Genomic DNA, 25,690 nt, shown 5'->3' with positions numbered 1-25,690 from the left:
GAGCGGTGACGCCCGTGATGACAGCAGGCCGACTGCCCGGCGGCGGCGCCGCGTTCGACTTCCGGGTCCGGCTGCGGCCGGGAGCCGAGGCCGCCGCCGCGCTGCTGGCCACCATGGACGCGCACGGTATCCGGCGGGCCCTGGTGACGGCGGGCGGTACGGCGCCGCTGGAGCGGATCTCCCGGCAGTTCCTGGAAGGCGGCGGGGTGACGGACGACGCCGGCAACAGCGCGCTGCTGGACGCCTGCGAGACCCACTCCGACCGGCTGGTCCCCTGCTACTTCGCCAACCCGCACAACCCGCGCGCCTACGCCGAGCAGGCCGCGCGGTACGCCGCCATGGAGGTGTCGCCCGCGGTGCACGGCGTACCGCTGGCGGATCCGCGCACTGAGCAGCTGGTGGAGACCGCGGGCCGGGCAGGGCACAGCGTCTACACCGTCTGTCTGCCCCTGCCCGGCTCCGGCGTCCCCGACCTGGTGCATCTCGCCGCCGCTTTCCCCTCGGTGACGTTCGTGCTGGGCCACTGCGGCATCGGGAACATCGACGTGTACGGCATCGAGCTGGTACGCGGGAGCCCCAATGTGCTGGTCGAGACGTCCGGGGGCTACACCGTGACGCTCCGTGCGGCGCTGGAGCGGCTCGGCGCCGACCGCGTGCTGTTCGGTTCGGAGCATCCCCTGCAGGACCCCGGCGTGGAGCTGGCCAAGTTCGCCGCACTCGGCCTCGACGCCACCGCCGTGGCCCGGGCCGTCCGGGAGAACGCGCACCGCATACTCGGACTCGGAAGGACCTGACATGAACGCGCACCTGCCGCAACTGGGAGACTGGACGAGCGCCGAGGAGCTGCTGGCCGGGCAGGAGAAGCAGCTCGCCCTCACCCTCTCCTGGGCCGCCCGCTCCCCCTTCTACGCCCAGCGCTTCGGCTCCGGGCCGACCCCGGCCGACCCCGCCGACCTGGCCGGGCTGGAACTGACCAGCAAGCAGGACCTACGCGACAACTACCCGTTCGGCCTGCTGGCGGTGGAACGCGAACGGCTGGCCACCTACCACGAGTCCAGCGGTACGGCGGGGCAGCCCACCCCCTCCTACTACACCGCCGAGGACTGGCAGGACCTGGCCGAACGCTTCGCCCGCAAGCACGTGGGCATCACCCCCGCCGACACGCTGCTGGTCAGAACCCCCTACGCACTGCTGCTGACCGGTCATCTCGCGCACGCCGCCGCCCGGTTGAACGGCGCCACGGTGGTGCCCGGCGACAATCGGTCGCTGGCGACGCCCTGTTCGCGCATCGTGCGGGCCCTGCACGATCTTGAGGTCACCCTCACCTGGTCGATGCCGACCGAGTGCCTGCTGTGGGCCGCCGGTGCGCGGGCCGCGGGGTACGAGCCGGGGCGTGACTTCCCGGCCCTGCGTGCGCTGTTCGTCGGCGGCGAGCCGCTCAGTCCCGCGCGCCGCAGCAGGATCAGCCGGCTGTGGGGCGTGCCCGTCGTCGAGGAGTACGGATCCACCGAGACCGGGACCCTCGCCGGTGAGTGCCCGGCGGGGCGGCTGCATCTGTGGGCGGACCGGGCCCGCTTCGAGGTGTACGACCCGGCGACCGGCCGGTGCGCACCGGAGGGGTCCGGCCAGCTGGTGGTGACCACCCTCTTCCGGGAGGCCATGCCGCTGGTCCGCTACAACCTGGAGGACACCGTCGAGGTGTCGTACGAGGAGTGCCCGTGCGGCTGGCAGCTGCCGACCGTCACGGTGCTGGGTCGCTCCGCCTTCGGGTTCCCGGTGGGCGGGCGTACGGTGACCCAGCACCGGCTGGAGGAGCTGGTCTTCGGGCTGCCGGACGAGGACGAGGTGCTCTTCTGGCGGGCCCGCGCCGAGCCCGATGTGCTGCGCGTGGAAATCGAGGCCGCTCCGGACCGCGCCGCGGGCGCTGCGGACCGGCTGGACCGGGCCATCCGCGACCGGTTGGGGGTGCCCACCCGGGTGACGGCACTGCCACCCGGCGGGCTGCTGCCCACCGAGCTGCTGCGGGCGATGCCCGACGTGGTCAAGCCCCGCGGCCTGTTCGGACCGGACGAGGACTGGGACAAGGCGCTGCTGTACCAGTGACCCGCGTCAGCCGGCCGAGTCTGCGCCCTCCTCGGCGAGGGGGGCGTAGTGCTCGATGAACAGCTTGCCGACCAGCTCGCCGCGGCTGGTGACGCCCACCTTCTCGAACGCCGCCTTGATGTGGTCGCGCACCGTGTGCGGCGAGAGGTACAGCTTGCGGGCGATGGCCTCGGTCGACATGCCGCGGGCGACGCACCGGGTCACCTCCAGCTCCCGTACGGACATCTCGTAGGCGCCGGCCACCAGCGGCATGATCTCGCCCAGACCGGCCGGCTCGATGACGACGGCGAAGGACTGCAGCGTTCCGTCCGCCGAACGCAGGCACGAGGCATGGCAGATCAGCCACTGTCCCGCGGTGGTGCGCAGCCGGATCCTGGCGTCGCCGCGCTCCCCGGACCGCGCCAGGGCCCGGGCCTGCATGGCGGTGCTGTGGATCCAGACCGGGATGCGGTAGCCGAGCCCGGAGGGGGTGGTGGGCACGTCCGGGAGGTCGTTGAGGTAGCCCAGCGCGGCCTCGTTGACGGAGACGAGCGAGCCGTCGGTGTCGAAGAGCAGCAGCCCCGGCTGGTCGGCACGGTGTGCGGCGGGCCTCTCCAGCGGCAGGTGGAACGCGCGCAGCCGACGGGCCAGCGGGGTGACGAGCGAGCCGACGAAGCGGCTGTCGGCAGCGGTGAAGGGCGCCCGGCCCCGCTCGCGGAACAGACTGATGTAGCCGTGCGTCGTACTGCCGACGCGCAGCACGGCACGCAACTCGTCCTGCATCCCGCGCGGGTTCAGGAAATCGTGGTAGAGCGCGCTGCGGGTCGGCCGGCCCTGCGCCGACTCCCACAGCCCGGAGACGGGCAGCGGGGCGCGGGCCAGATCGCGGAAGCGGTTGATCTGTTCGTCCAGGAGTTCGCACTCCCAGTAGGCGGCGCACTCCGCATCGTCGATGTTCTCCGCGTGCACCGGCGCCGTCATCATCCCGTTCACCGGGTCCGTCACCCGCCACACCCCCGCATCGTGCGGCACCGCCCGGCGCAGCCGCTCAGCCGCGAGGGCGAACAACTCCCCCGCATCCGCTGCGCGGGCCACACCGCTGAGCAGCCCGTCCCTCTCCCGCGCCGCCCTCCGCGGACCAGCACCACTCATGACCCCTCCTTCGCTCTACCCGGCATGGGGTGCTGCGCCCCGTCAGGGGCGCGGGGAACTGCGCGACAAGCCACAACGAACCCGCAGACCGCAAGCGACAGACAGGGGCAACCCCCTTACCGGCAACCTCCGGTCGCTCCCTCAAAACGTAGCCGCGTCAATGACAAAGCGGTACCTGACATCCCCGCCCTCCATCCGCGCGAGGGCCTCATTCACGCGGGCGGCATCAATGAGTTCGACCTCGGCCCCGATCCCGGCGCCCCCACAAAAGTCGAGGGCCTCCTGAGTCTCGCGGAGCCCACCGATCATGGAACCGGCGACCGCTTTCCTGCCGTACACCAGAGAGAAGGGGCCAACAGAGGCAGGCGCGTCGGCGATACCCACATGCACCAGCACGCCATCGACGGCCAGCAGCGACAGATACGCGTCCTGGTCGACGCGGGCAGGCGCGGTGTTGAGGATGAGGTCGTAGGAGCTGGCCAGCGGGGCGAAGTCCTCCGGTCCGCGCAGCACATGGAAGTGCTCGGCGCCCAGCCGGCGCGCGTCCGCCTCCTTGCGGGGGCTGCCGCTCAGCAGCGTCACCTGTGCCCCCATCGCCCGTGCCAGCCGGACGCCCAGATGCCCGAGCCCGCCCATGCCGACGACGGCGGCCCGGGTGCCCCGCCGCACCCGCCAGCGGCGCAGCGGCGCGTACATGGTGACCCCGGCGCACAGCAGCGGTGCGGCCCGGTGCAGCGGCAGCTCGGCGGGGAGGCGCAGCACATGGCGCTCGTCGACGACGATATGGGTGCTGTAGCCCCCGTACGTCGGCCGCCCGTCGGCGCCGACGGCGTTGTACGTGGAGGTCATACGCGGGCAGAACTGCTCGGCGCCCGCAGCACAGTTGGCGCAGCTGCCGCAGGACTCGACGTAGCAGCCGACGCCGACCCGGTCGCCCACGGCGTGCCGGGTCACGCCCTCGCCGACCGCGGCGACCACGCCCGCTATCTCGTGCCCGGGAACCATGGGGTAGATGCCCGGTCCCCAGTCGCCGCGCACCTGGTCGAGGTCGGTGTGACAGATGCCGCTGTAGCGGATCTCGATGAGCACATCGTGCTCGCCGGGTGGGCGCCGGGTGATGACGGTCGGTTCCAGCGGCGCTCCCGCCTTCGGCGCCATGTAGGCGGGGACCCGGTCGAGCCGGGTGGTGAGGGATGGCATTGCGCGTCTCCCGGTCAGGTCAGTAGTAGTGGACCGCGCGGCCCCAGTCCTCGTCGGCCGCGAAGACGGTGCGCGGTTTGACGAACTCGCGTGAGCGGCACAGCTCTTCGCGGGAGACGAGGCCGCCCGGCGGCAGCGCCCGTATCCGGGAACCGACCCCGAGCACCGAGCGCAGGGCGTGTGTCAGCCGGGCCGCGGCTGCCGTGCCCCGGCCGTCGGCGGTCTCGATCTCCATCTCGACCGCGTCGGGCCGCACCCGGGCGCGCCAGAACAGCACCCCGAACTCCACGGGCAGCCGGTAGACCAGCTCCTCCAGTTGCTGCGGGGTGACCTTGCGTCCGCCGACCGGGTAGCCGTCGCCGGAGCGTCCGGCCACCCGAACGGTGGGCAGCTGCCAGCCGCAGGGGCAGTCGGCGGCGGAGATCTCCACGGTGTCCTGGAGGTCGTAACGGACCAGCGGCATCGCCTCGCGGTAGAGCGTGGTGATGACGAGCCGGCCGCGTCCCTCGCGGGCGCCGGTTCCGGTGGCGGGGTCGTGGACCTGGGCGAGGAAGCGGTCGGCCCACAGGTGCAGCCGGCCGGCCGGACACTCGCCCGCCAGGCTGCCGGTCTCTGTCGATCCGTAGTCCTGGTGGACGGGTACGCCGCCCCACAGCTCGCTGATCCGGGCGCGCCGGGCCTCGCTCAGCGGTTCGCCCGCGACGAGGAAGGCCCGCAGTGCCGGGAAGTCCCGCTCGGGCCGGTACCCGGCCTCGCGGGCTGCCGCGGCCCACAGCAGGGCCTCACTGGGCAGGCACCAGGCGACGGTGACGCCCAGGTCGTGCAGGACGCGGACGACCCGTGCGTAGGGCATCACCAGCGAGCGGTTGTCGGCGGGGATCACGGTCGCGCCCCGGCTGCGGGCCGCCTGGTGCGCCTGGTGGGCCGTGGTGAGCATCGCGTACGGGGTGCGTACCAGGACGGTGTCGTCACAGCCGAGGCCGACGGCGTTGCGGGAGAAGCGGTCGGTGACGTCGTGCCAGTCGCGCTCGGAGAAGTAGGAGGGCGTGGGCTCGCCCGAGGTGCCGCTGGACTCGTGGTAGGTGGCCAGGTCGCGGCGTTCGAGGGCGAGCATGCCCCACGGGTACTGCGCCCGCAGGTCGTCCTTCGTGGTCAGCGGTAAGCGCTCGAGGTCGGCGACGGTCGCCCCGGGGCCCAGGTGCGCCAGCCGTCGCCGGTTGAAGGGCGAGCGCCGGGCCAGCTCGACGGCTGCCGGCAGGCGCGCATCCTGGAACGCGTACAGGCCGGCGAACGACTCCCAGGCGCCGAGCGGCGGCGGCAGGGCGAGGGCCGGGGTGGTCTCCACTGGGTTCACGGGACGTCTTCTCCTATGAGTCGGCAGGTGTTCTGCCAGGTCACGCGGTGCCACACCGCGTCCGGAAGCTCCAGCGCCCGGTACTTGGCCAGCTCGACGGCCGGGTGCTGGAGGGGGTACTCGGTGCCCAGCAGCACCCGGTCGAGGCCCAGCCGGTCGAGCGCCGTCCGTACGACGACGCTCAGACAGCCGGAGGTCTCCAGCAGCACGTTGGCCCGGGGCCGGATCAACTCGACGCCGTACAGGTCCATGTCGCCCACCCCGCCGTGCCCGAGCACGAAGGTGACGGTGGGGAACTCCGCCGCGAGCCGGACCAGTTCGGCCACCCCGAAGCCGGGGCGCTGGAGGCAGTGCAGATAGACGCCGTGCCGCCGGGCGTCCGCCAGCTCGACCAGTGCCTTGGTCCGCGGGTCGAGCAGGCCGACGCCGTGCACGGAGGGCGCCAGCTTCAGCCCGCGGAACGCCCCGGCCGCCGCCCGGTAGTCGGCGCAGTGCCGGTGCGGGTTGGCGAAGAAGAACGGCACCAGCCGGCCGCCGGAGCGGGCGCATCCGGCAAGCACGGCGTCGTTGTCGGCGTCGTCGACGACGTGGCCGCCCTCGATGATCTGACGGGAGAGCCGGTCGGGATCGACAGCGCCGCCCGCCACGACGACGGCACGGCTGATGCCGTTGCTGCCCATGGTCCGCAGCAGCCGTTCGGTGGCTCCGTCCGCGCCCGCGAGGTGCGCATGGGAGTCGAACACCGGCGTGTGCTCCGTACCGGTCACGGGATCACTTCTCGATACAGAACTCGTCGATGGGGTAGCCCACGTGACGGTCCTCGCTGGGCAGATAGCCCAGTACCCGGTCGCCGGGCTTGAGCTCAGTGCTGTTGAGCACGGTGCCGCCCGGGCCGAGCACCCTGACGTGCCAGTCGTCCTGGAGGATCAGATTGACCCGCTGGCCGCCCGGTGCCACCGCGTCCACGGAGATCAGCGGCCGGGACTCGATCTTGACGCGGCCGACGGTGACCATCCGGGTGCTGCCCTTGATGTCCACGGCCATCACCTTGCTGCCCGCCTGGAGTTCGCTGAGGTAGTTGGTGCGCTCGTCCTTGGAGAGCGTGTAGGAGTGGATGGCGCCGGCGTTGACCCGGAACGGGCGGGTGGGCATGTAGGGCAGCGGGTGGGTCTCGCTGACGCACAGGATCATGCCCTTGGAGTGCGAGCCGACCAGGATGCCCTCGTCCTCCCGGAAGTGGCTGCAGGTGTCGACGCAGGCCCGCTCCCCCATGCCGATGTGCTCGGTGCCCACCACCTCCAGCTCGGTCAGCTGGAGGTCGGGCACCTCCGCCTGTGCGGCGGCCTTCAGCTTCGCGGCGTCACCGACCCGGCGGGGCGCCATCATCACACCGTCCGAGCCGTGTTCCAGGACCCCGAAGATGATCTCGGCCTCCTCGACGTCCTGGGCGACCGTCACCAGGCTCCCGGTGGAGCGGGCCGCCGCGGCGATCACGATCTCCAGCGGGATCTTCGTCGGGTCCCGGAAGAGCAGTACGCTCCACCGCTCGGTCCTGGCCGCGTCGCACGCCTCTTCCAGGGTGGGCGCGTCGATGATCTCGACGAACCGGCCGAACTCGATCTGCGGGTGTTTGAGGGCGAGTTCGGCGGGGGCGATGCCGTGCCGAGCCGGGTCGACGATGACGATCGTGGCCTCGCCGAACTCCTCGGGCAGCGCACCGCCGGCCGGGAAGTAAATCTTGCTGAGCGTGGGCGGCAGCTCCGCGAGGTCGGCGAGGTCGTCGGCGACCACACCCTCCACCCGGTAGTGCAGCGCTTCTTGCAGGACGGCTTCCTTGAGCTCACCGAGGCCGCGGATGTCCAGCCAACTCAGCTTCATGACAGCACTCCTTGAGGGGTGGGAACGGTTGCGCGGACCGATACTTGATCAACACGGTCGGCGTGGATGACGGAGGCGAGCCGGGCCGCGAGCGCGCCCGGGTCGGGGGCCTGGAAGATGTTGCGCCCGATGGCGACGCCCGCAGCGCCGCCGCGCAGCACCTCCTCCACGTAGGCCACGACGTGGCTGTCGTCGGCGGCACGCGGGCCGCCGACCGCGACGACGGGCAGCGGCGCCGCGCGGGTCAGATCGCGCATCTCGGCCTCGGAGCCCACGTACATCGTCTTCACCAGATCGGCGCCGAGGTCGGCGGCGAGGCTGACGGCGTGTGCGACCAGCTCCGGGTCACGCGGATTGCGGATCTTGGGGCCGCGCGGGTACATCATTGCCAGCAGCGGCACGTTCCAGCGGTCGCAAGCCTCGGCGACGGCGGCCATGTCCGAGATCTGCTGGCGCTCCTCGGTCGCGCCGAGGTTCACATGGACGCTCACCGCGTCGGCGCCCAGCCGCACGCTCTCCTCCACCGTTGCCACCAGGTACTTGGCGTTCGGGTCGGCGGCGTGCACCGTGCTGGCGCTCAGATGGACGATCAGCGAGGTGTCGCGGAAGACGCCCGGGCGGACGGCGCGCAGGCTGCCCTTGTGCAGCACCACCGCGTCGACCTGGCTCGCGGCCAGCTCACCGACGAGGTCGTCGAGCCGCCTTCCGCCGGTGACGGGCCCGTCGGTCACGGAGTGGTCCAGCGGCACGATCAGCAGCCGCGCGGAGTCACCTCCGTACAGCCGCCGCAGCCGCAGCCTGCGGCCGAACGGCGTGTTCAGTTCCGTTGCCATTCCTTCTCCTGCTCGAGAACGGGAAGCGGCTTCTCCTGCTTCAGGACGGGAAGCGATATGCCGTGAGCGTGGCCGTACGGTCTATCGCCGTACTTTCGGGCACCTATCGCATTTCCGGCGCCTCCGGTCGATACGGCGCGTACCACTCGTTCACGGAGGATGGCGCCTTCGAGGGCACGCAGCTGCTCGCCGGGTTCGAGACCGAGCTCGTCGGTGTACCGCAGCCGCAGCTCGCGGTAGACCCGCAGCGCATCGGCACGCCGGCCCGACTGGTAGAGCGCCAGCATCAACTGGGCGCACAGCCGCTCCCGGAAGGGGTGGTCGGCCACGTGGCTCATCAGCTCACCGACGACGCTGTGGTGCCGACCCAGATCCAGCTCCAGGTCGAAGCGTTCCTCGGCGGCAGCGACCCGCTCCTCCTCCAGCCGCGCGGCGGCACCGGCGACCAGCGCGCTGTCCAGCCCCGCGCCGAGCGGGCCGTGCCACTCCGCTTCGGCGGCGCGCAGCAGCCGTACGGCCTCCTCCGCATGGCCGTCGCGCGCCGCGTTCCTGCCGCGGGCCGCCAGTTCGCGGAAGCGCAGCAGATCCACCTCGCCGCGGCCGGCCCGCAAGGCGTACCCGGCCGGGTGCGTCTCGACGACCTCGCCCGCACCGGCTTCGGCGAGCCTGCCGCGCAGGTTCGAGACGCAGATCCACACCTGTCCCTTGGCCGAGGCGGGTGGCCGCTCGCCCCAGATGCCGTCGATCAGCCGGTTGACCGGCACCGCCTGGCCGGCCTCCAGAACGAGCAGTGTCAGCAGGATCCGCTGCCGGAGCCCGCCCACCCGCACCGCCCGGCCCGCGTGTTCGACCTCCAGCGGCCCCAGCACCCGGTACTGCGTGTCCCCCATGTGCCCTCCCCATCCGCGTAGGGCTCCACCCTCGCGGCCGGCCCTCTGGGGACACATCACGTACATCCGGGATAGCCGGACGCGGCGGGCCGGGGGTTTCAGGGGCGAAGCCCCTGAAATTTGTCCCCGCCGCAACGGCGACAAGCCACGACGGCGAGGGGCCGGCGGAAGACCGACGGGCTGGGCCGCAACGCCCGGTCACGCGTAGCGATAGAACCGCGTGTGGTCCAGGAGGTCCGCCGGGGACATGGTGCGCCACGGCGGCAACTTCATGCGCAGCGATGGGACGTCAGCCGTGTCATCGCTGGGCAGATAGTGGGGCACGTCGGGGTGGAGCCGCATCCAGTCGGCCCAGATCTTGTCGATGAAGCAGTGGTGCAGGAAGAAGACGGGGTCGTTGGGCGAGCCGATGTAGAGCATGTGGCCGCCGACCCAGGTGTGCCCGGCGCCGTGCAGCTTCCCCAGGTGGGCCTCCCACGGGAACTTCGCGTATCCCTCAAGGTGGTTGCGGAAGCTCTCGTAGGGCGCCTCGGAGCCGGAGGTGTAGTTCCAGGGCGGGCAGTCGTAGACGGTCAGCGCCATGGTGTCCGCCAGCTCCTTGGGCGTGGGCAGCTCGGGAATGAGGCTGCCCAGCTCCCGGACCAGGAAGTCGCGGTCGTCCTGGGTGTAGTGGCCGTTGAGGGAGGGGTGTTCGTCCCCCACCGGGACCACGCTGTTGCGCAGCACCCAGCCGTTGTCCCGCGCGAACGGCCCCGTCATCACCCGCCGGTCGCCCGGGCGTCCGTCGCCGCCCATGAACTCCTCGTCCCACAGCGGCGAGTCGGCGCCGTGGTCGGTGGTCCAGTCCCAGTACGGCAGGGTGACCCGGGGGTCGACGCGGCGCAGCGCCCGCTCGAAGAGCAGCAGGTACTGGCGGTGCCAGGGGAAGAACCCCGGGTTGATGTGCCCGAGCCGCTTGCCGGTGTCCTTGTCGATGTAGTCGGTGGAGTTGATCCGGATGTGGATGCGCACGAGTTCGTCGTAGTAGCCGCGGCGCTTGATCTCCTTGACGGCGGCGACGAAGCGGCGCTTCTCCTCGCGCGACAGATCCAGGTGGTTCCTGCGTACGTGTGTCACGCCTACGCCCCCCGGTGCCCTGAGTGGCCCGCGCCGTGTTCCAGGGGCAACAGCTGTGCCCCGCGCAGTTCTTCGACCGCCCGGCGAGCCGCGGCCAGCGGGCCGGCGGCCGGCCCGTAGTGGCACATCGCGCTGAGGTAGGCGTCCTCGCCGAGCTTCATCAGATGAAGCTCACGGCCGTCGATACGGACCGTCTGTGCGCCCTTGTGGCCGGTGATCTCGATGTTCCGGCCTCGGTAGGTCTCGGTGTGTACGGGCGCTGCGGCTGCCTCGGTGTCGGCGGCCGCCTTGCCGGGCGCGTCCTCGGCCGAGACCATCACCCAGCCCGCGGCCCCGGACAGCGCCATCGCCGTTCCGAGGCCCGTCGTGGCCTTCACCATCTCGCGTCGTCTCATCTTCTTCCCCGTTCTCTTCCCCGTTCGGACTTCGAAGGTCAGGGCAGATCGCCGACGACGCCTTTGGGCTCCAGCAGGAACCCGGTGAAGCTGCCGTCGTGCGGAATGCCCGGGGCGGTGTGCCAGGGCGGTACGGCGCCCGTGGTCACCTTGCGGACCGTGGGCTCGGCGACCGCGTCGGCGACCAGGCCGGTACGCGCGGTCAACAGGTTGAGGGCCAGCGAATCCCGCAGCGGCGCCGTCCCGTCCCGCGGCTCCCACGGGGCCACGACCAGGAACGGGAAGGGCAGTTCGGTGCCGACGGCCGGGTGGTCGTGCCGCGGTGCGGACAGCACGACCGGACGGGGACAGTACGAACCGTCCGGCAGCCGCACCGCGACCGGACGGGGGTCGAAGCGCGCGCTGTGGTCCTCCAGCCCCTCCGCCAACCGCGCCACCTGCCGGGTGAGTTGCCCGGCACGTTCGGCGCCGACGGCCGGAAGCACGGCTTCGGGATCGGTCACCGGCAGCGCCGGGATGCGGCTGAGCCGCTCGGCAATACGGTCGGCGGTCTCGGCCGGCGGCCCGTTGACCAGCAGCACGGACAGGTTGGTGCAGCGCGTACCGCCGTCGAAGGACACGGCGTGCACGAGGTGGTCGAGCACCTGGTCGGTGAGCGGGGTGTCCAGCAGCGCCTTGGCCCGGCCGGGGCCGCGGACGGCCACGGATTCCCGGCCGCGCCACCGGCTCACTGCGCTCTCCTCGCCGTAGACGATGCCCACATCGGCAGCCTCCAGCAGGAATTCGCCCACTTGGTGCTCGCTGGGCAGCACCGCCAGCCGTCCGGCGGGCAGCCCGGCGGCCAGCAGTGCCGCGGCCAGCCGCGCCGGCGTCCACGGGTCCCGACTGCCGGGCCGTACGAGCACTCCGTAGCCATGGAAGAGTGCCTGTGCCCAGGCGCCGTGCGGCGAGGGGTGGTTGCTGGCCATCACCGCGGCGAAGACCCGGCCCCGGGGCACCCACCGGGTGCGCAGGCCCTCGCCCAGCTCGCCCGAGGGCAGCTCCGCGGCGGTGACCTGGCGCAACTCGGCCAGCTCGGCGGCCAGTTCGTCCAGCGACCGGCGTACCGCGCAGGAGGCGAGGCCGGTGCTGAGCGCCACTCGCCCGACGTACCGTTGCGGCGTCTCCCCGGCGAGCTCGTCCTCGGTGAGCAGCTTGGCCGCGCGGGCGAAGAGCGCTGGATCGGGGGCGGGGCCGGGTACGGCGGCGCGCACCGTGTGCACGGCGCCCTGCGCCATCAGCCGCGGGGCGAGCCCCACATCGGCCAGCGGCTCGCCGTGCACCCCGCTCAGCTCGGTGCGGTCGGCGCTGGGCTGCGGCCTGCCGTCGATCAGCGGGTCCAGGACGGGGAGCCGGTCAGGAGCGGAACGCGCGCGTGCCGCCATCAGTAGACCCCTTCGATGAGGTCCTGCCCGTCGGCCGCACGGTAGGGCGCCAGGTCGGCCAGCCCGTCCTGTCCACCACCGGGCGCCGGCGGTACGCGCACGGCGGTGTCCCGCTCCAGCACGTTGGGCAGCAGCATCTCCTCGCTGACCAGATGCAGCCGCACCCTGCCCCGCTGCCCGTACGGCACCACCGCACCGGACTCGTCGACGGGCTGGACGAGGGTGGTGTGCGGGTGCGTCTCGAAGACACAGGCATGGCTGTCCCCGGGCGCGGGCGGGCGCTGCGGCGCGAGTCCCATCAGGGTGTTGCCGTAGACGCCGATGAGCCGCGCCTCGGGGAGGAAGACCTCGTCCAGCTGACGCAGCGTCTCGGCCGAGGCCGAGGTGCCGCTCCAGATGACGGCGCGTACCTGACGCCGCACCCGCTCCAGCAGCGCGGGGCGCCCGCACAGGCTCTCCAGCAGCGGCGGTGTGCTGCTCAGCACCTCGATGTGCTGGGTGGCCAGCACGTTCTCCGCCTGGTCCAGCAGATGCTGGACATACTCCTCGGCGAGGTCCTTGCGGCCCTGCGCCACGGCGCGTTTGACCCAGCGCGGGTCCAGGTCGACGGTGTGGCACAGGCCGCCTCCCATGGCCGCGTGCCGCAGTACGTCGGCGCCCACGACGTGCGGGCCGCTGGGCGCCAGGCAGAGCCAGTCCCCGGCCGGGGGCAGCCCCGCCGCCAGCAGCCGCTCGCGGGCCCAGCGCAGCATGGGCAGCCGCCCCTCACCCGACACGATCCGGGCGGGTGCGCCGGTGGTGCCGCCCGACTCGTGCACCCGGAACTCGCGCCCCGCCAGACCCCGCGGCACGAGGTCGCGTACGGGCACGGTGCGCAGCTCGTCGCTGACGTCGGGGAAGCGCACCAAATCCGCTGCTGAGCGGATGTCGGCAACGGGGTCGAAGCCCAGGCCGGCGCGTTTGCCGAGCCAGAACGGGGAACCGGTGTCCGGATCGAAGTGCCAGGCCAGAAGCGTACGCATCCGGCTCTCGAAGTCGGTGCGTTGGGCGCTGTTGCTGGCTGTGCTGTCTGTGCTGGCGACGGACGCCGCCGGGACCGCATTCATGCTGGGAACCTCCGCTGTTCCGCTGTGCCGATCAGGGTGCGCGGGGCGCCTATCCACAGGTTTTCGTCCGGCTATCGCGCCCCGTCAGGGCGTGTCCGGCGGATCTTGCGTACCCGGCATGGGGGCTGCGCTTGCCCACCCTGCGCCCTGGGGGCACCTCCCGGACGGAGTCTGGGGGAGCAGACTGCCCAAGCTTCGCAACAGGGAGAGCGCCCCGAAGGGGCGCGGGGAACTGCGCGACCAGCCACAACGAACCCGCAGCCCGCGGCGGCCGGGCAGGGGCACCCCCTCATCGGCACAAAGGAGGGCCCCGCAAGATCCGCCGGACCAGCCCTACCGCGCGGCCCCCGGCAGAGCCGCAGGCCGCGGAAGAGTCAACGCAACCAGCGCGCCGACCAGCGGCAACAGGCCGATGAGCCCGAGCACGGTGGTGAGCGCGTAACTCTTGGCGAGGGCCCCGGCAACCGCCGAGCCGACACCACCGCCGACGAAAAAGGTCAGGTTGAGCAGCGCGATAGCGCCCCCGCGCCGCATCGGCTCGATCAGCCCGGACAGCAGGCCCGTGGTGACCACCTGGGTGACGGCGAAGGAGGCGAACCCGAGCGAGGCACCGGTCACGATCAGGGCCGGTCCGCCGGAGGTGAGGCCGGTCAGGCCGAGCGCCACGGCTGCCGCCGTCGCCGTGCCCGCCAACAGCACATTGCCGCGGCTGCCGGTGGTGAACCGGCTGGCGAAGCGGGAGAGTACGGCGCCGACGACGGCTCCGGGCAGCAGCCACAGACCGACCGCCAGCACGCTCCAGCCGTGCGAGCCCACCAGCGCCTGCGGTACCGCGTACATGGCGCCGAACAGTCCGGCGTAGACCCCGGCGCCGACCACGGCCGCGCGCAGGAAGGCGCCGTTGGTGGCCAGTTGCCGGGGCACGAACCCGTCGGGCTCGCGGGCGATACGCAGGACGAGTCCGACGGCGCCGAGCACCAGCAGCGCGGCGATGCCCACGGTGAGCGTGGCGCCGAGCTCCAGTGCCGAGGACTGGACGAGGAGCAGGAAGGAGGCGGCGGTCACGGTCAGCAGCGCGGCGCCGGTCAGATCGGGTGCCTTGCCGGTGCCCGGGCGTGCTGCCGCCTGCCGCAGACAGAAGGGGACGGCGAGCACCGAGAGCGCGGGCAGGATCAACGCGCCCCGCCAGTGCATCCACTCGGTGACGAGCCCGCCCGCGAGAGTGGCACCGGCGGAGAACAGCGCCATGGTCGCGCCGAAGATCGCCAGAATCCTTGGCCGCGAAGCGGGTTCGGAGCCGGCGGCGAGGGCCAGCGCGCTGGAGGACATCGCGCCGGAACCGGCCGCCAGTACGAACCGCCCGGCGACCAGCGTGCCCAGATTGGGTGCCGTCAGACAGATCACCGCGCCCAGCAGCAGCGCGACGGTGCCGGCGAGCAGTGTGGTGCGGATGCCCCAGGTGTCGGAGAGCCGTCCGGACAGCGCGGTGCCCACGCCGAGCGCGAGGGCGTGCGCGGTCAGCACCCAGGCGGCTCCGCCGGGGGTGGCGTGCAGCGCGGCCGCGACGTCGGGGAGAGCGACGCCCGCGGCGGTGACGCCGAAGATGGCGGGGCCGAAGAGCGCTCCCAGCCGGACGCCGGCGGACCGGGCGCTGAGCGTGCCGGCACCGGTGGCAGGCTGTGCCTGGCCCGGCGCCGAGGAGTTGGTCGTCATCGCTGAGTCCTCTGCTGAGTGGTCAGGGTCGCTCGGTGGTGGCCGGAGCGTGGGGATCATCGACGGCGCGGCCCGGCGCCGGCGGGATGTTGTGGTTGAGCCGGAAGAGGTTCTCCGGGTCCCAGGTGGCTTTGAGCTGTCCGAGCCGGGCGTAGGTCTCGCGGTCGTACGCCGTCCCGGCGGAGCCCGCAGTCCCGGGCCCGGCAAGGAAGTTGACGTACTTCAGCCCGGTGCCCCAGGGCGCGAGCGCGTCCACGAGCGGGGCGGCCGGGGCGGTGCCGGGTGCCGTCGGCGGCGAGATGGTGGTGAGCGCGAACCGCGCTTCGCGGTGTCCGACGGCGTTCGGCTGTGCGGGGGCCCGGCCTGCCGCGCCGCCCAGGTGCCGCAGCTCGATCACGTAGTCGTCGCAGTCGGCGCTCTCACCGGCCAGGGCGAGGAGGCGTGCGACCGCGTCGTCGCCGAGGTCGGCGAGCATGAGGGAGTTCTGGTGGTACTCCTGGGGCCCGTCGGGGTCCATGTGGATGTCGCCGACGGCGGTGTAGGGCATGTCCCCGACGGTGTCCAGCATCGGGTGCAGCTCGCGCAGCGGCTCCACCAGCCGTTCCCCCTCCTCGGGCGGTCCCGCATGGGCGACGCGCACATGGACGGTGAGCCGGCCGCGCAGCGGTTCGGGGGTCTCCGGCAGATCGGGCAGCCGCAGCAGGGCGAGCGATGAGGTCATCTCCTCGGGCACCGTGTCGGTCCACTTCCGCCACACCCGCAGCGCCCGGCCCGCCTGCTCGCCCGGGTAGAAGAGACCGCCGCCGTACAGCCGCGACACGGGCACGAGGCCGAACTCCAGCGCCGTGACCACGCCGAAGTTGCCCTTGCCGCCACGCAGCGCCCAGAACAGCCCGGGGTTCTCCGCCGGGCTCGCCACCCGCGGCATCCCGTCGGCGGTCACCACCTCGATACGGGTGACATGGTCGGCCGCGTAGCCGTACTTGCGCGCCAGCAGCCCGAGCCCGCCGCCCAGTGTGTAGCCGACCACGCCCGCCGTGGGGGACGAGCCGTTGAGCGGCGCCAGCCCATGGTGCGCCGCCAGGGTGATGACCTGGTGCCACTGTGCGCCGGCCGCGGCCCGCGCGGTCCTGGTAACGGGGTCGACCGTGACGGAGCGCAGGTGCCGGGTACTCAGAAGCAGGCCGCCGGCCGAGGCGGCGGCCGGGCCGTGACCGGTGGCCTGCACTCCGACCGGCAGCTCCCAGGTTCGTGCGAAGTCCACGGCGGCGCGGACATCTGCGTCGCACAGCGCGACGACGATCAGCGCCGGCCGGTGTCCGGAAATCCGGTTGTAGCCCGCGAGTTCGGTTTCATAGGCGGCGTCCCGCGGCAGCAGCACCTGTCCGCGCGTCTGCTCGACGAGCCGCCCGACGGCTTCGGGCGGTGGTGCCTGCGGTACGTGGTGCTCCCAAGTGGACGTCACAGGGCCTCCTGCGGCATGGGTCGAGGTGAACGCCGTCATCCTGCGGGAGCTTCACGGAGCGTCACATCCCTCATCTGAGGGGGTCGGCCTAGAACAGAGGCACATGCCCGGCCCTGGTGGGCATGCAGGAGCGTGGAAACGGATTCCGCTCGCGACGTGCCGCGTTGACGAGTCCCGGCTGCCAACGAACGGGTCCGGAACGGATTTGGACACACTTCCGCATACCGGACAGGAGAAGCATCGATGGGAGACGCTGCGCCTCTGGTGCATACGGCCATCACCATCACCGCGGTGGTCCTGCTCATTCTCAAGGCCAAGGTCAACCCCGCGCTTGCGATCGTGCTCAGCGCCATCTACCTCGGCATCGTCTGCGGCCTGGGTGCCGAACACACCCTGGAGATCGTCAACAAGGGCTTCGGCGACCTGATGGCCAAGGTGGGGCTGCTCATCGTGTTCGGCGTCCTGCTGGGCACGCTGCTCTCGGCGCTCGGTGCCATCGAGAAACTGATGGAGCTCCTGCTGCGCATACTCGGCCCGAAACTGCTGCCGTACGCCTTCGCCCTCCTGCTGGGAACGGTCCTCCAGTTCATCTTCACCGATGTGCTGTTGGTGGTGTCCGCGCCGCTGGCCCGGTCCCTGGGCGCCCGTATCGGGCCGGGCGGTGCGGCGCGGATGGCGGCGGCCCTGGCCCTGGGCCTGGAGGTGGGAGTCGCGCTGTCGGTGCCGGGCATCGGCACCATGGCGCTGGCCGGACTGCTGGACATCCCGCTGGGGGTCATACTGCTGTACGGCCTGCCGGTGGCTGCCGTAACGATCGTGCTGACGCTGCTGCTGTTCAGCGCACTGGTCAAGCGGGGCTTCTGGGACCCGGAGCGGGACGAGAGCCCGGAGCCGCCCGCGGAGACCGGCTCGCCGGGGGTAGCGGATGTGGGGCAGGGCCCGGCGCCGTCGAGTACGCCGTTGCTGCTCTCGCTCTCCCCGCTGCTGCTCGCACTGGTCATGATCGCGGCCGGCGCCGTCGCCGAGATCGCCGGATGGCGTTCGCCCGTCGTGGGCTTCCTCTGCAACCCGATCGCCGGGCTGTTCATGGGCCTGATCTGTGCCTCGCTGATCGCGCGGCGCCGCCTGCCGCGGGGCGCGGTCGGCGAAATGTTCGCGCAGGGCTACCGGACCAGCGGCCCGATCCTGGTGCTGCGGGGGGTGGGTGGCTCGCTGGCCGCGGTGGTCGGGGCCGTGGGACTCGGGGACATGGTCGAGGACTGCGTCTCGGCCGGCACCTGGGCACCGCTCGTGCTGGTCTGGCTGATCGCCGCCGTCCTGCACATGGCCATCGGCTCCGTCATCACCGCCGCCATCACCGCGGCGAGCATTCTCGCCCCGCTGGCGCCGGACCTGGACGTGGAACCGGTGCTGGTGGCCCTCGCGGCGGGCGCAGGCTCGCTGTTCGCCATTCACGCCACCAGCAACACCTTCTGGCTCCTGCAGACCCTGCTCGGCCAGACGACGCGCGGAGCGCTGAAGACGGTGACGATGACCGTCTCGGCTGCCTCCGTGATCGCCCTGCTGCTGATCCAGGCGGTGAGCCTGGCGGTGTGAGCGAGCAGTGAGGGGACTGAAAACCTCGAGATCGTGACTACGGTTTCCTCACCCGACCGGAATCCGTTCCACGAGGGCGCATTGACCCTCAAGAACAGCAGCCACCCATCTTCTTGACCACGGATTTCGTCGAAAAGAGGGTCTTGACTCCGCATCGCCTGAACAGCTTGTATGCGCTGACCGGAACGGTGCTTCCGTCACTCGGACTCCCCCCACCGCGACGCGGTGTCTCACCGGAGGCGATACCCCTCCCCGCCCAGTACGCACAGTACGAACGGAACAGCATGACCGACACCCTCGAAGAGAACAGCAAGCCCAAGCTCACCCGCTCCATCGGCGTGGTGGGCGGCACGCTGCTCACCCTGTCCTGTCTGACCCCGGCCTCGTCACTGTTCGTGATCGTGCCGGACTCGTTCAGCACGCTGGGCACCGGGACGGCACTCACCATCACCGTCGCCGCACTGCTGTGTATCGGCGTCGCCTGCACCTACTCCGAGCTGGGCACCCTCATCCCGAGCTCGGGCGGTGAGTACGCCATGGTCGGCACCCTGATGGGCAGGCTGGCGGGCTGGCTGGTCTTCGTCCTGTCACTGATCGTTGTCATGATCGTGCCGCCGATCATCGCGTTGGGCACCGCCGACTATCTCGAACCGCTCGTACACCTCGATCCGCAGTTCGCAGCCGCCGCCGTGATGCTGCTGTCCACCGCCATGGGCCTGCTGGATCTGCGGGCCAACGCCTGGATCACCGGTGTCTTCCTCGCCCTGGAGGTGGTGGGGGCCGCCATCGTCGCCTTCCTGGGCTTCACCCACACCCAGCGCTCCGCCTCCGTACTGGTGAACCCCGTCATGGACGCCGGCCACGGCCACTCCACGCCGGTCACGGCCGGTCTGATCGTCGCCGGGCTCGCCACCGCGCTGTTCATCCTGCAGGGCTTCTCGACCGCCGTGTATCTCGCCGAGGAGATGGAGAACCCGCGCCGTACCGTCGCCCGCACCGTGCTGTGGACGCTCGCCATCGGGTTCGCGGTCGTGATCGTCCCCGTCGTCGCGATCACGCTGGGCGCCCCGGATCTGCACGCCCTGGCCGGCGGCGACATCGCGGGCATGGTGCAGCAGTGGAGCAATTCCGCCGTCGGGACGTTCATCAGCCTGTGCATCGCGCTGGCGATCATCAACGCCGCGATCGTGATGGTCATCCAGAACTCCCGGGTCGTCTTCGCCTCGGCCCGTGACTCCGCCTGGCCGGCCCCGGTCAACCGCGCCTTCTCCCGGCTCGGCAAGCGCTTCGGCTCCCCCTGGGTGGCCACACTGATGGTCGGCGTACCCGGCGCGATGCTGTGCTTCGTGAACCTCGACATGCTGAGTGAGGTCACCGGGGTGGCCGTGGCGGGGATGTACGTCTTCGTCGCGCTCGGCGCCCTCGCGGCACGCCGTACGGCGTACAAGCACCGGGCCGCCTGGCGTATGCCGCTGTGGCCGGTGCTCCCCGCGCTGCTGATGGCGGTGCTGCTGTGGGTCCTGTGGCAGCAGAGCGCCGAGAGCCTCGCCATCACCGGCGGCATCATCCTCGCCGCGGCCGCCTACTGGGCGCTCTACCTGCGCCCGCGCCGGCAGACGCACTGGGTCATCTCCGTCCCCGAGGACGACCAGGCCCCGACCCCCACCCAAGAGGACAACCGGGACACTCTCCAACCTGTCTGACGCGGCCCGAAGGGGCGCGCCCCGCGGGGAACTGCGCGAGCAACCACAACGAACTCGCGCCACCCGCAACAACCCCAACGGTGCTCCCCTCCCCCGATGCACATGCTGACCTGCAGATCTGTGACCTAGCCGAGACGAGGGATCGATCGCGCCGTCGGCAACCGTGGCCGATAGTGTTCCTACGCAAACGCGGGGGCACGCGCGTTAAACGAGCGAGCGCAGACGTCTCCCCCCGCACCGAGGAGGGGAGCCATGACCTACCCGAGCCCGCCCGAACCCCCCGGCAACGCCGGGGGGTTCGGTCAGCAGCACCCCGGCCCACCCCCAGCGGCGCCCCCGCCGATGCCGCCGGGCCCGCCGGGAACGCCCCCGGGCCAGGGCGGCGGCCTCCACCCACAGTGGGCGCCCGGACAGCACGGCGCACCCGGCATACAGCCGGGGATGCCGCCCGGCGGAGTGCCCGGCGGGATACCCGGAGGCGGCATGCCCGGCAATGGGCTACCGCTGCCGCTGCCGCCGAAGAAGAACACCGGCCGCAACTGCCTCACCATCTTCCTCAGCATCGTCGGCGCCCTCGCCCTCCTCGCGGGCGGCGGACTGACCGCACACACCATCTCCAACGCCAACCAGGACATCCCCAACCGCTCCGGCTTCGGACCGGACATGTGGCGCAACGAGCGGGTGGACACGCTCTTCCCCAAGACGCTCGGGCCGAAGACCAACTCGCAGTCCGGCGCGGACGACCCGAAGATCGCCGAGTGGCACCGTCTCGGCATATCCGAGAAGACCGACTGCGCCGGCGCGCTGACCGGAGCACTGGCCGCCGAGGCGGAGAAGCGGGGCTGCAAGGCGGTGCTCCGCGCCACGTACATCGATCCGACGGGCAACCTGGTGGCGACCGTCGCGCTCATCGTCCTGCCGGACGTCGAGGATCCCGCGGACGGGATGACCACCTTCTTCGACGCGGAGAAGGACAAGCGCACCGCGAGCCACGGCGTCAAGGCGCTCCCGGTCCCGGACACGGCCGCCGCCGGTTGGAAGGACGCCAACCGCAACGGCTCGGACGGCGTACAGGTCACCGACCTGAACCTCCCCTACGCCGTCGCCGTCTCCGCCGGCTCCGCCGACGGCCGCAAGGCGGGTCATCTGCCCGGCGAGTGGGGCAGGACGGACCTCGACGCCAAGTCGGACCGCATGCCCTGGCGGGAGGCTGCCCACTCCCTCGCCAGCGACCTCAATCTGCATCTCGGCGACCTGCTGCTCAAGGAGACGTCTTGAACCGGGGCCTCATGAACCGCCGGCGCATCGGCACGGTGATCGCCACTGCCGGACTGAGCGCACTGCTGTGCACGGTGACCGCGACCCCGGCACAGGCCGACACGCCCACCAGTTGGGAGTCCCGGGCCCTCGGCCTCTCCTCAGCGCAGCGCACCACCCAGGGCGAGGGCGTCAAGGTCGCCGTCCTGGACAGCGGCGTGGAGAAGGACCATTCGGCCCTCGCGGGCAAGGTGACCACCGGCCCCGACTTCCTCAAGGACGGCCTTCAGCCCGGCGATCCGCGCTGGGGCGGCCACGGTACGGCGATGGCCTCGGACGTGCTCAAGGTCGCCCCGAAGGCCGAGATCCTGTCGGTGCGGGTGATCGACGACAAGAAGGAGCACGACGCCGACGACTGGAAGACCGGGCCCAGCCCCGTCGCCCAGGGCATCGAGTACGCGGTGAACCACGGCGCCGACGTCATCTCCATGTCGCTGGGAGGCGACTCCTTCGGCTCCAGTTTCAACGAGGAGGAGACCAAGGCCCTTGCCCACGCCGCGCACAAGGGCGTGACGGTGGTGGCCTCGGCCGGCAACGACGGCGATGTGTTCAACGACTCGTCCTATCCCGCCGGCTATCCCGGTGTGATCGCCGTCGCCGCCGTCAAGCAGGGCGGCAGCCGGGCGGAGTTCTCCACCGTGCGGACGTACAACACCGTCGCGGCGCCCGGAGTCGGCATCGTCAGCGCGAAGAACACCGGCGGCTACGAGCCCGTCAACGGCACCTCGCCCGCCGCGGCCCTCACCTCCGGTGTGGTGGCCCTGATGCTCGGCAAGGACGACAAGCTCAAGCCCTCCCAGGTCCGCGCCATCCTCACCAAGACCGCAGCGCACCCGCCGGGCGGCTACAGCCCGCTGGTCGGCCACGGCGTGATCAACGCCGCGGCGGCCGTACGCGCCGTCTCCAAGCCGCCCGCCGACCGAGCGGCTCCCGCCGAGTACAAGGGCAAACCGCACCTGGCCTCTCGCACCAACGTCAAGCCCACCCAGCACCCGCCGATGGACACGGCGCTGCTGACGATCGGCCTCTCGGCGGCGGGCGTCGGGCTGCTGCTGGTCGTCGGCGCGGTCGTTGTCAGCCGCATGGGCCGCCGCCGCACCTCCACTACGCCGCCCCGCCACGGCCTCGCCTAAGGGGGTGCCCCTGTCCGTTCATCCCGGACTGCGAGTGCGTCGTGGCTTGTGGGGGCACCTCCCGGCCGGAGGCTGGGGGAGCAGTTCCCCGCGCCCCTTCGGGGCGCGGGGTCTCTTTCCGGTCAGGGCGCCATGCGCAGCCCGTCCTGCTTCGCGCCCCGGCTGAAGACCACCTTCCGGATCGACCCGTATGCCTCGTCCTGCGCCGCGTCGCCCGCGCCGCGGCTCGCCTTCGAGGCGAGGTTGATCAGGGTGTGGCGCGGCGAGGTCTGCATCATGAACGGGGTGAATTCCGCCTTGTCGACGGTCCATTCGCCCGTGCCACGCTGCGCGCTCCTCGGGGGCACGAAGTGGAACCGGGCGGCAGTGCCCATGCTGCCGCGCGGGTCGTTCATCTTGCCGGCGATCTGGTCACCCATCCCGTAGACCACCCAGGTTCCGTTGACCTTCTCGTAGGCCTGGGGAATGTGGGCGTGGGTCCCCAGGATCAGGTCGATGTCCCGCCGTCCGTGCGAGCGGGAGGCGGTCAGCTTCTTGGCGACGGAGCGCTGGAGCTGGTCGGGGTTCTCCTGCCACTCGGTGCCCCAGTGCAGGCTGGCCACCACCACGTCGGCGCCTGCGCGACGCGCTGCGCGGGCGTCCCGGATGATGCGTTCGGGCTGGATCAGGTTGACGAGCCAGGGCTTGTCCTCGGGGATGGAGATGCCGTTGGTGCCGTAGGTGTAGGAGAGCTGCGCGACCTTGGCGCCGCCCGCACGCAGTATCGCGGGCCGGCTGCGCTCCCGGGCCGAGCGGGCGGACCCCACATGCTTGAGACCCGCGGTGTCCATCGCCTTGAGGGTGCGGGTCACACCGTCGGCGCTGTCGTCCAGCGTGTGGTTGGAGCCGGTCGAACAGGAGTCGTATCCCGCGTCCTTGACGGAGCGGGCGAGCTGCGGCGGCGTCTGGAAGAGCGGGTAGCCGGTGAACGGCCCGCCGTCGGGGCCGTAGATGGTCTCCATATGGCAGATCGCCAGGTCGGCTTCCCGGGCCGGCGGCTTGGCGGCGGCGATCATACGGCTGAAGTCGTAGCCGGAGCCGCCCGCGTCCGCACGCGCCTGCCGGATGATCGAGTCGTGCACGAGCAGATCGCCGGTGGCGAACAGCGAGAACCCGCTCCGGGCCCTCTCGGCGCGCTGCCCTCGGGCCTGCGCGGCCTGCTCCCCCTTGCCGTGTCCGGCCCGGGCACCGTCCCGGCCGGAGCCTGAGCCGGAGCGCGAGCCGCTGTCCGAGTCCCCGCACCCGGCCACGACGCCGAGCAGCGCGGCGAGTGCGAGTGCTGCCGAGGCGCGGACGCCGGTGCCGCGGACGCCGATGCGGCGGACGCGGGCGCCGCGGGGGCCGGTGCGGCGCGGGCAGGTGCGGTTTCTGGTGTGGTGGGGAGCGTGGCCGGGGGCGGTGTTGGAGATCATCAGAGCTCCTCCGTGGCGAGTAAGTCATATAAGTCCGATTAATGGCACTGGACGATGACTCACCACGGGCCCCCGGCAGCGACACCGCACCTACGGCCGAACGGCCCACAAAATGCACCCGGTCCATCGTTCGCTGTGCTCGCGGATCACCCTGCGCTGTCCCTCCCCCGGTTCCGGCAAGGGGGCGGCCCTGCCCGCAGCCCGCGGGCTGCGGGTATGTCGTGGCTGTGGGGGCACCTCCCGGCCGGAATCCCCCAGCCTCCGGCCGGGAGGTACCCCCAGGGGGAGCAGTTCCCCGCGCCCATTACGGGGCGCGTCTCCCCTGCGAAGCTTGGGCAGTCTGCTCCCCCGGCACGCCTGGAGGAGCGCCCGGGACGGGCCCGGCTCAGGCGCGGGTGACGATGTGCCGGAAGAGGGCGCGGAGGGCGGCGTTCGAGGCGGGCGGGAGGGCTGCCTTGTCCAGTTCGGCGTACGCCTCCGAGAGCTGCCAGGCGGATATCTCGTGCGCCGCGGCCCGCCCGCCCGCGTTCTCGATGAGATCGGCCAGTTCGTCCGGGGGCGGCGGGCAGGCCGGGCCGCCGCCCAGCGACCGGGCGAGGGTGCGCGCTGCCGGGTTGCCCGCCCGCAGCGCGGTGATCAGCGGCAGGCTCGGGCCGCCCTCCCGCAGGCCGCTCATGACGGGCCGTCCGCTCAGCCCCGTACCCGACCAGAGGTCCTCGATGTCGCGGGCCGCCTGCACGGCTATGCCCAGGTGGTGACCGGCGCGGGTCAGCACCTCGACGACCCGCTCCTCGGCGCCGCCCAGCAGTGCCCCGCCCGCCAGCGCGCACTCCAGCAGCGAACTGGTGCGGGCCGCCGCGACCGCCGCGTACTCCTCCACGCTGATCCCCTCGGGTGCGCGGCGGCGCAGCGCCAGTTCGGCGGAGCGGCCACTGATCAGCCGGGACGTGGTACGGGTCAGCAGCCGCAGCACGGCTGCCCGCTCCTTCCGGGCCGCCGCGCCGCCAGGCGCCATGGCGCCCGCCAGCCCCTCGGCTCCGGCTGCCCCTAACCCCTGCGTGCCGGTTGCCGTCAGGTCCTGGGTTGCGGTCGCCGTGAAGTTACTGGTGGCTGCGATCGGCTCCGCGCCGTCGGGCCCGGTGCGGGGTCCGTCCGGGCCCGCGCTCTCCGCCCCGGGCCGGGCTCCGTCCGCCCCGGCCGGCTCTCCGGACAGCAGCAGGCAGCGGGTGGCCGCGCCGAGCAGCGCGTCACCGGCCAGCACTGCCCAGCCCGTGCCGTAGACCGCCCACACGGCTGAGCGGCCCCGGCGGAGCGCTTCACCGTCCATGACGTCGTCGTGCAGCGCGGCCCAGTTGTGGACCAGTTCCACGGCCGCGGCCCCCGGCAACGCCGCGGCCGTGGAGGACTCCGGCGCCCGGCCGTCCCGCTCCGGCTCGCCCGCGCCCGCCGCGTGCAGGGTGAGCGCCGCGTGCGGGTACGGCCCCGGGGTGACGCCGTAGGTGGGGCTGCCGTCCGGCCGGGTCCAGCCGAAGTGGTAGCCGCAGACCCGCCGCAGCTCCGGCTGGAGCGCACCGACGGCCTCCCTCAGCACGGGTTCTGTCCGCTCGTGCGCGTACGCCAGCAGGGAGGGTGCGGCGGGGACGTCGGAGAGGTCGTGAGTCGTCATACCGGAGCGGCTTCTCCTTCCTCCGGCCCAGGCGCGCAGAGCAGCGCGAAGCGTGTGGGAATGGTGCGCTCTCAGTAATCGGCTTTCCCTCCCCCCGGCCCTGTGACTCCCGCTCGGTGGGTCCGGTACGAAGCACGCGGGGGCGCAGGGGGCGGTAGAGCGCGACAAGGGGCAGCACGGCGCAGGCAAGGGGCAGCAGGACGGAGCCCAGCGCGT

General features: G+C 72.0%; 21 protein-coding genes. 6 read left to right on the top strand and 15 right to left on the bottom strand.

The features are described from left to right. Window positions 1-17: 17 nt before the first annotated feature. Both ACTWQF_RS06340 and ACTWQF_RS06335 read left to right on the top strand, forming a co-directional pair. Window positions 18-794 carry an amidohydrolase family protein gene (locus tag ACTWQF_RS06340; RefSeq protein WP_443277878.1) on the top strand — a complete coding sequence of 259 codons (777 nt, stop codon included), beginning with the start codon at window positions 18-20 and terminating at the stop codon, window positions 792-794. A 1-nt stretch (window position 795) separates the two neighbouring features. Then, a complete protein-coding gene (locus ACTWQF_RS06335; RefSeq protein WP_443277876.1) occupies window positions 796-2,103 on the top strand; it encodes a phenylacetate--CoA ligase family protein in 1,308 nt (435 codons plus the stop codon). A 6-nt stretch (window positions 2,104-2,109) separates the two neighbouring features. On the opposite strand, the gene ACTWQF_RS06330 is transcribed toward ACTWQF_RS06335, so the two are convergent. The 13 genes from ACTWQF_RS06330 to ACTWQF_RS06270 form a co-directional block, all read right to left on the bottom strand. After that, the gene (locus ACTWQF_RS06330; protein ID WP_443277874.1) at window positions 2,110-3,234 is read right to left on the bottom strand and encodes a helix-turn-helix transcriptional regulator; all 1,125 of its coding nucleotides are present in this window, start codon (window positions 3,232-3,234) and stop codon (window positions 2,110-2,112) included. A 141-nt stretch (window positions 3,235-3,375) separates the two neighbouring features. Then, on the bottom strand, window positions 3,376-4,434 hold the full coding sequence (locus ACTWQF_RS06325; RefSeq protein ID WP_443277872.1) for an NAD(P)-dependent alcohol dehydrogenase: 1,059 nt from the start codon (window positions 4,432-4,434) through the stop codon (window positions 3,376-3,378). 19 nt (window positions 4,435-4,453) lie between these two features. Then, window positions 4,454-5,788 (bottom strand): AMP-binding protein, encoded by a 1,335-nt coding sequence (locus tag ACTWQF_RS06320; protein WP_443277870.1) that lies wholly within the window; start codon window positions 5,786-5,788, stop codon window positions 4,454-4,456. Beyond that, window positions 5,785-6,555 carry an amidohydrolase family protein gene (locus ACTWQF_RS06315; protein ID WP_443277868.1) on the bottom strand — a complete coding sequence of 257 codons (771 nt, stop codon included), beginning with the start codon at window positions 6,553-6,555 and terminating at the stop codon, window positions 5,785-5,787. The genes ACTWQF_RS06320 and ACTWQF_RS06315 overlap by 4 nt, the downstream gene beginning before the upstream one ends. 4 nt (window positions 6,556-6,559) lie before the next feature. Then, window positions 6,560-7,666, bottom strand: coding sequence for a 3-dehydroquinate synthase II family protein (locus ACTWQF_RS06310; protein WP_443277866.1), 1,107 nt, complete (start codon window positions 7,664-7,666; stop codon window positions 6,560-6,562). Next, the gene (locus ACTWQF_RS06305; RefSeq protein ID WP_443277864.1) at window positions 7,663-8,499 is read right to left on the bottom strand and encodes a 2-amino-3,7-dideoxy-D-threo-hept-6-ulosonate synthase; all 837 of its coding nucleotides are present in this window, start codon (window positions 8,497-8,499) and stop codon (window positions 7,663-7,665) included. Before ACTWQF_RS06305 ends, ACTWQF_RS06310 begins: the two co-directional genes overlap by 4 nt. Then, window positions 8,484-9,389: an AfsR/SARP family transcriptional regulator gene (locus ACTWQF_RS06300; RefSeq protein WP_443277862.1), complete on the bottom strand. Its 906-nt coding sequence runs from the start codon at window positions 9,387-9,389 to the stop codon at window positions 8,484-8,486. The genes ACTWQF_RS06305 and ACTWQF_RS06300 overlap by 16 nt, the downstream gene beginning before the upstream one ends. Before the next feature lie 198 nt (window positions 9,390-9,587). Beyond that, entirely contained in the window at window positions 9,588-10,505 is a 918-nt protein-coding gene (locus ACTWQF_RS06295) for a tyrosinase family protein (protein WP_443277860.1), read from the bottom strand. 2 nt (window positions 10,506-10,507) lie between these two features. Continuing rightward, on the bottom strand, window positions 10,508-10,900 hold the full coding sequence (locus ACTWQF_RS06290; protein ID WP_443277859.1) for a tyrosinase family oxidase copper chaperone: 393 nt from the start codon (window positions 10,898-10,900) through the stop codon (window positions 10,508-10,510). 38 nt (window positions 10,901-10,938) lie between these two features. Continuing rightward, on the bottom strand, window positions 10,939-12,324 hold the full coding sequence (locus tag ACTWQF_RS06285; protein ID WP_443277858.1) for an aldehyde dehydrogenase family protein: 1,386 nt from the start codon (window positions 12,322-12,324) through the stop codon (window positions 10,939-10,941). Further along, window positions 12,324-13,430, bottom strand: coding sequence for a phenazine biosynthesis protein (locus ACTWQF_RS06280; RefSeq protein WP_443277856.1), 1,107 nt, complete (start codon window positions 13,428-13,430; stop codon window positions 12,324-12,326). Before ACTWQF_RS06280 ends, ACTWQF_RS06285 begins: the two co-directional genes overlap by 1 nt. A gap of 333 nt (window positions 13,431-13,763) precedes the next feature. Further along, window positions 13,764-15,143: an MFS transporter gene (locus ACTWQF_RS06275; protein ID WP_443277854.1), complete on the bottom strand. Its 1,380-nt coding sequence runs from the start codon at window positions 15,141-15,143 to the stop codon at window positions 13,764-13,766. A gap of 22 nt (window positions 15,144-15,165) precedes the next feature. Further along, window positions 15,166-16,608, bottom strand: coding sequence for an FAD-binding protein (locus ACTWQF_RS06270; RefSeq protein ID WP_443277852.1), 1,443 nt, complete (start codon window positions 16,606-16,608; stop codon window positions 15,166-15,168). 243 nt (window positions 16,609-16,851) lie between these two features. Here ACTWQF_RS06270 and ACTWQF_RS06265 point away from each other — a divergent pair, with 243 nt between their 5' ends. The 4 genes from ACTWQF_RS06265 (at window position 16,852) to ACTWQF_RS06250 (ending at window position 22,357) form a co-directional block, all read left to right on the top strand. Continuing rightward, complete coding sequence (locus ACTWQF_RS06265; RefSeq protein WP_443277850.1) at window positions 16,852-18,204, top strand: GntP family permease; 1,353 nt, start codon at window positions 16,852-16,854, stop codon at window positions 18,202-18,204. A 284-nt stretch (window positions 18,205-18,488) separates the two neighbouring features. After that, the gene (locus tag ACTWQF_RS06260) at window positions 18,489-19,907 is read left to right on the top strand and encodes an APC family permease (protein ID WP_443277848.1); all 1,419 of its coding nucleotides are present in this window, start codon (window positions 18,489-18,491) and stop codon (window positions 19,905-19,907) included. Between the two features lie 252 nt (window positions 19,908-20,159). After that, on the top strand, window positions 20,160-21,185 hold the full coding sequence (locus ACTWQF_RS06255; RefSeq protein WP_443277846.1) for a hypothetical protein: 1,026 nt from the start codon (window positions 20,160-20,162) through the stop codon (window positions 21,183-21,185). Beyond that, window positions 21,182-22,357, top strand: coding sequence for a S8 family peptidase (locus ACTWQF_RS06250; protein ID WP_443277845.1), 1,176 nt, complete (start codon window positions 21,182-21,184; stop codon window positions 22,355-22,357). The genes ACTWQF_RS06255 and ACTWQF_RS06250 overlap by 4 nt, the downstream gene beginning before the upstream one ends. Before the next feature lie 122 nt (window positions 22,358-22,479). Here ACTWQF_RS06250 and ACTWQF_RS06245 read toward each other — a convergent pair whose 3' ends face one another. Both ACTWQF_RS06245 and ACTWQF_RS06240 read right to left on the bottom strand, forming a co-directional pair. Continuing rightward, on the bottom strand, window positions 22,480-23,808 hold the full coding sequence (locus ACTWQF_RS06245) for a CapA family protein (protein ID WP_443277843.1): 1,329 nt from the start codon (window positions 23,806-23,808) through the stop codon (window positions 22,480-22,482). Window positions 23,809-24,193: 385 nt separating this feature from the next. Next, window positions 24,194-25,474: a polyprenyl synthetase family protein gene (locus tag ACTWQF_RS06240; protein WP_443277841.1), complete on the bottom strand. Its 1,281-nt coding sequence runs from the start codon at window positions 25,472-25,474 to the stop codon at window positions 24,194-24,196. Window positions 25,475-25,690 lie beyond the last annotated feature (216 nt).

The sequence above is a fragment of the Streptomyces sp. 8N114 genome, from assembly GCF_052245835.1.
GTDB lineage: Bacteria > Actinomycetota > Actinomycetes > Streptomycetales > Streptomycetaceae > Streptomyces.
The sequence above is the reverse complement of the archived record's forward strand: the minus strand, read 5'-3'. Positions and strand labels throughout refer to the sequence as shown.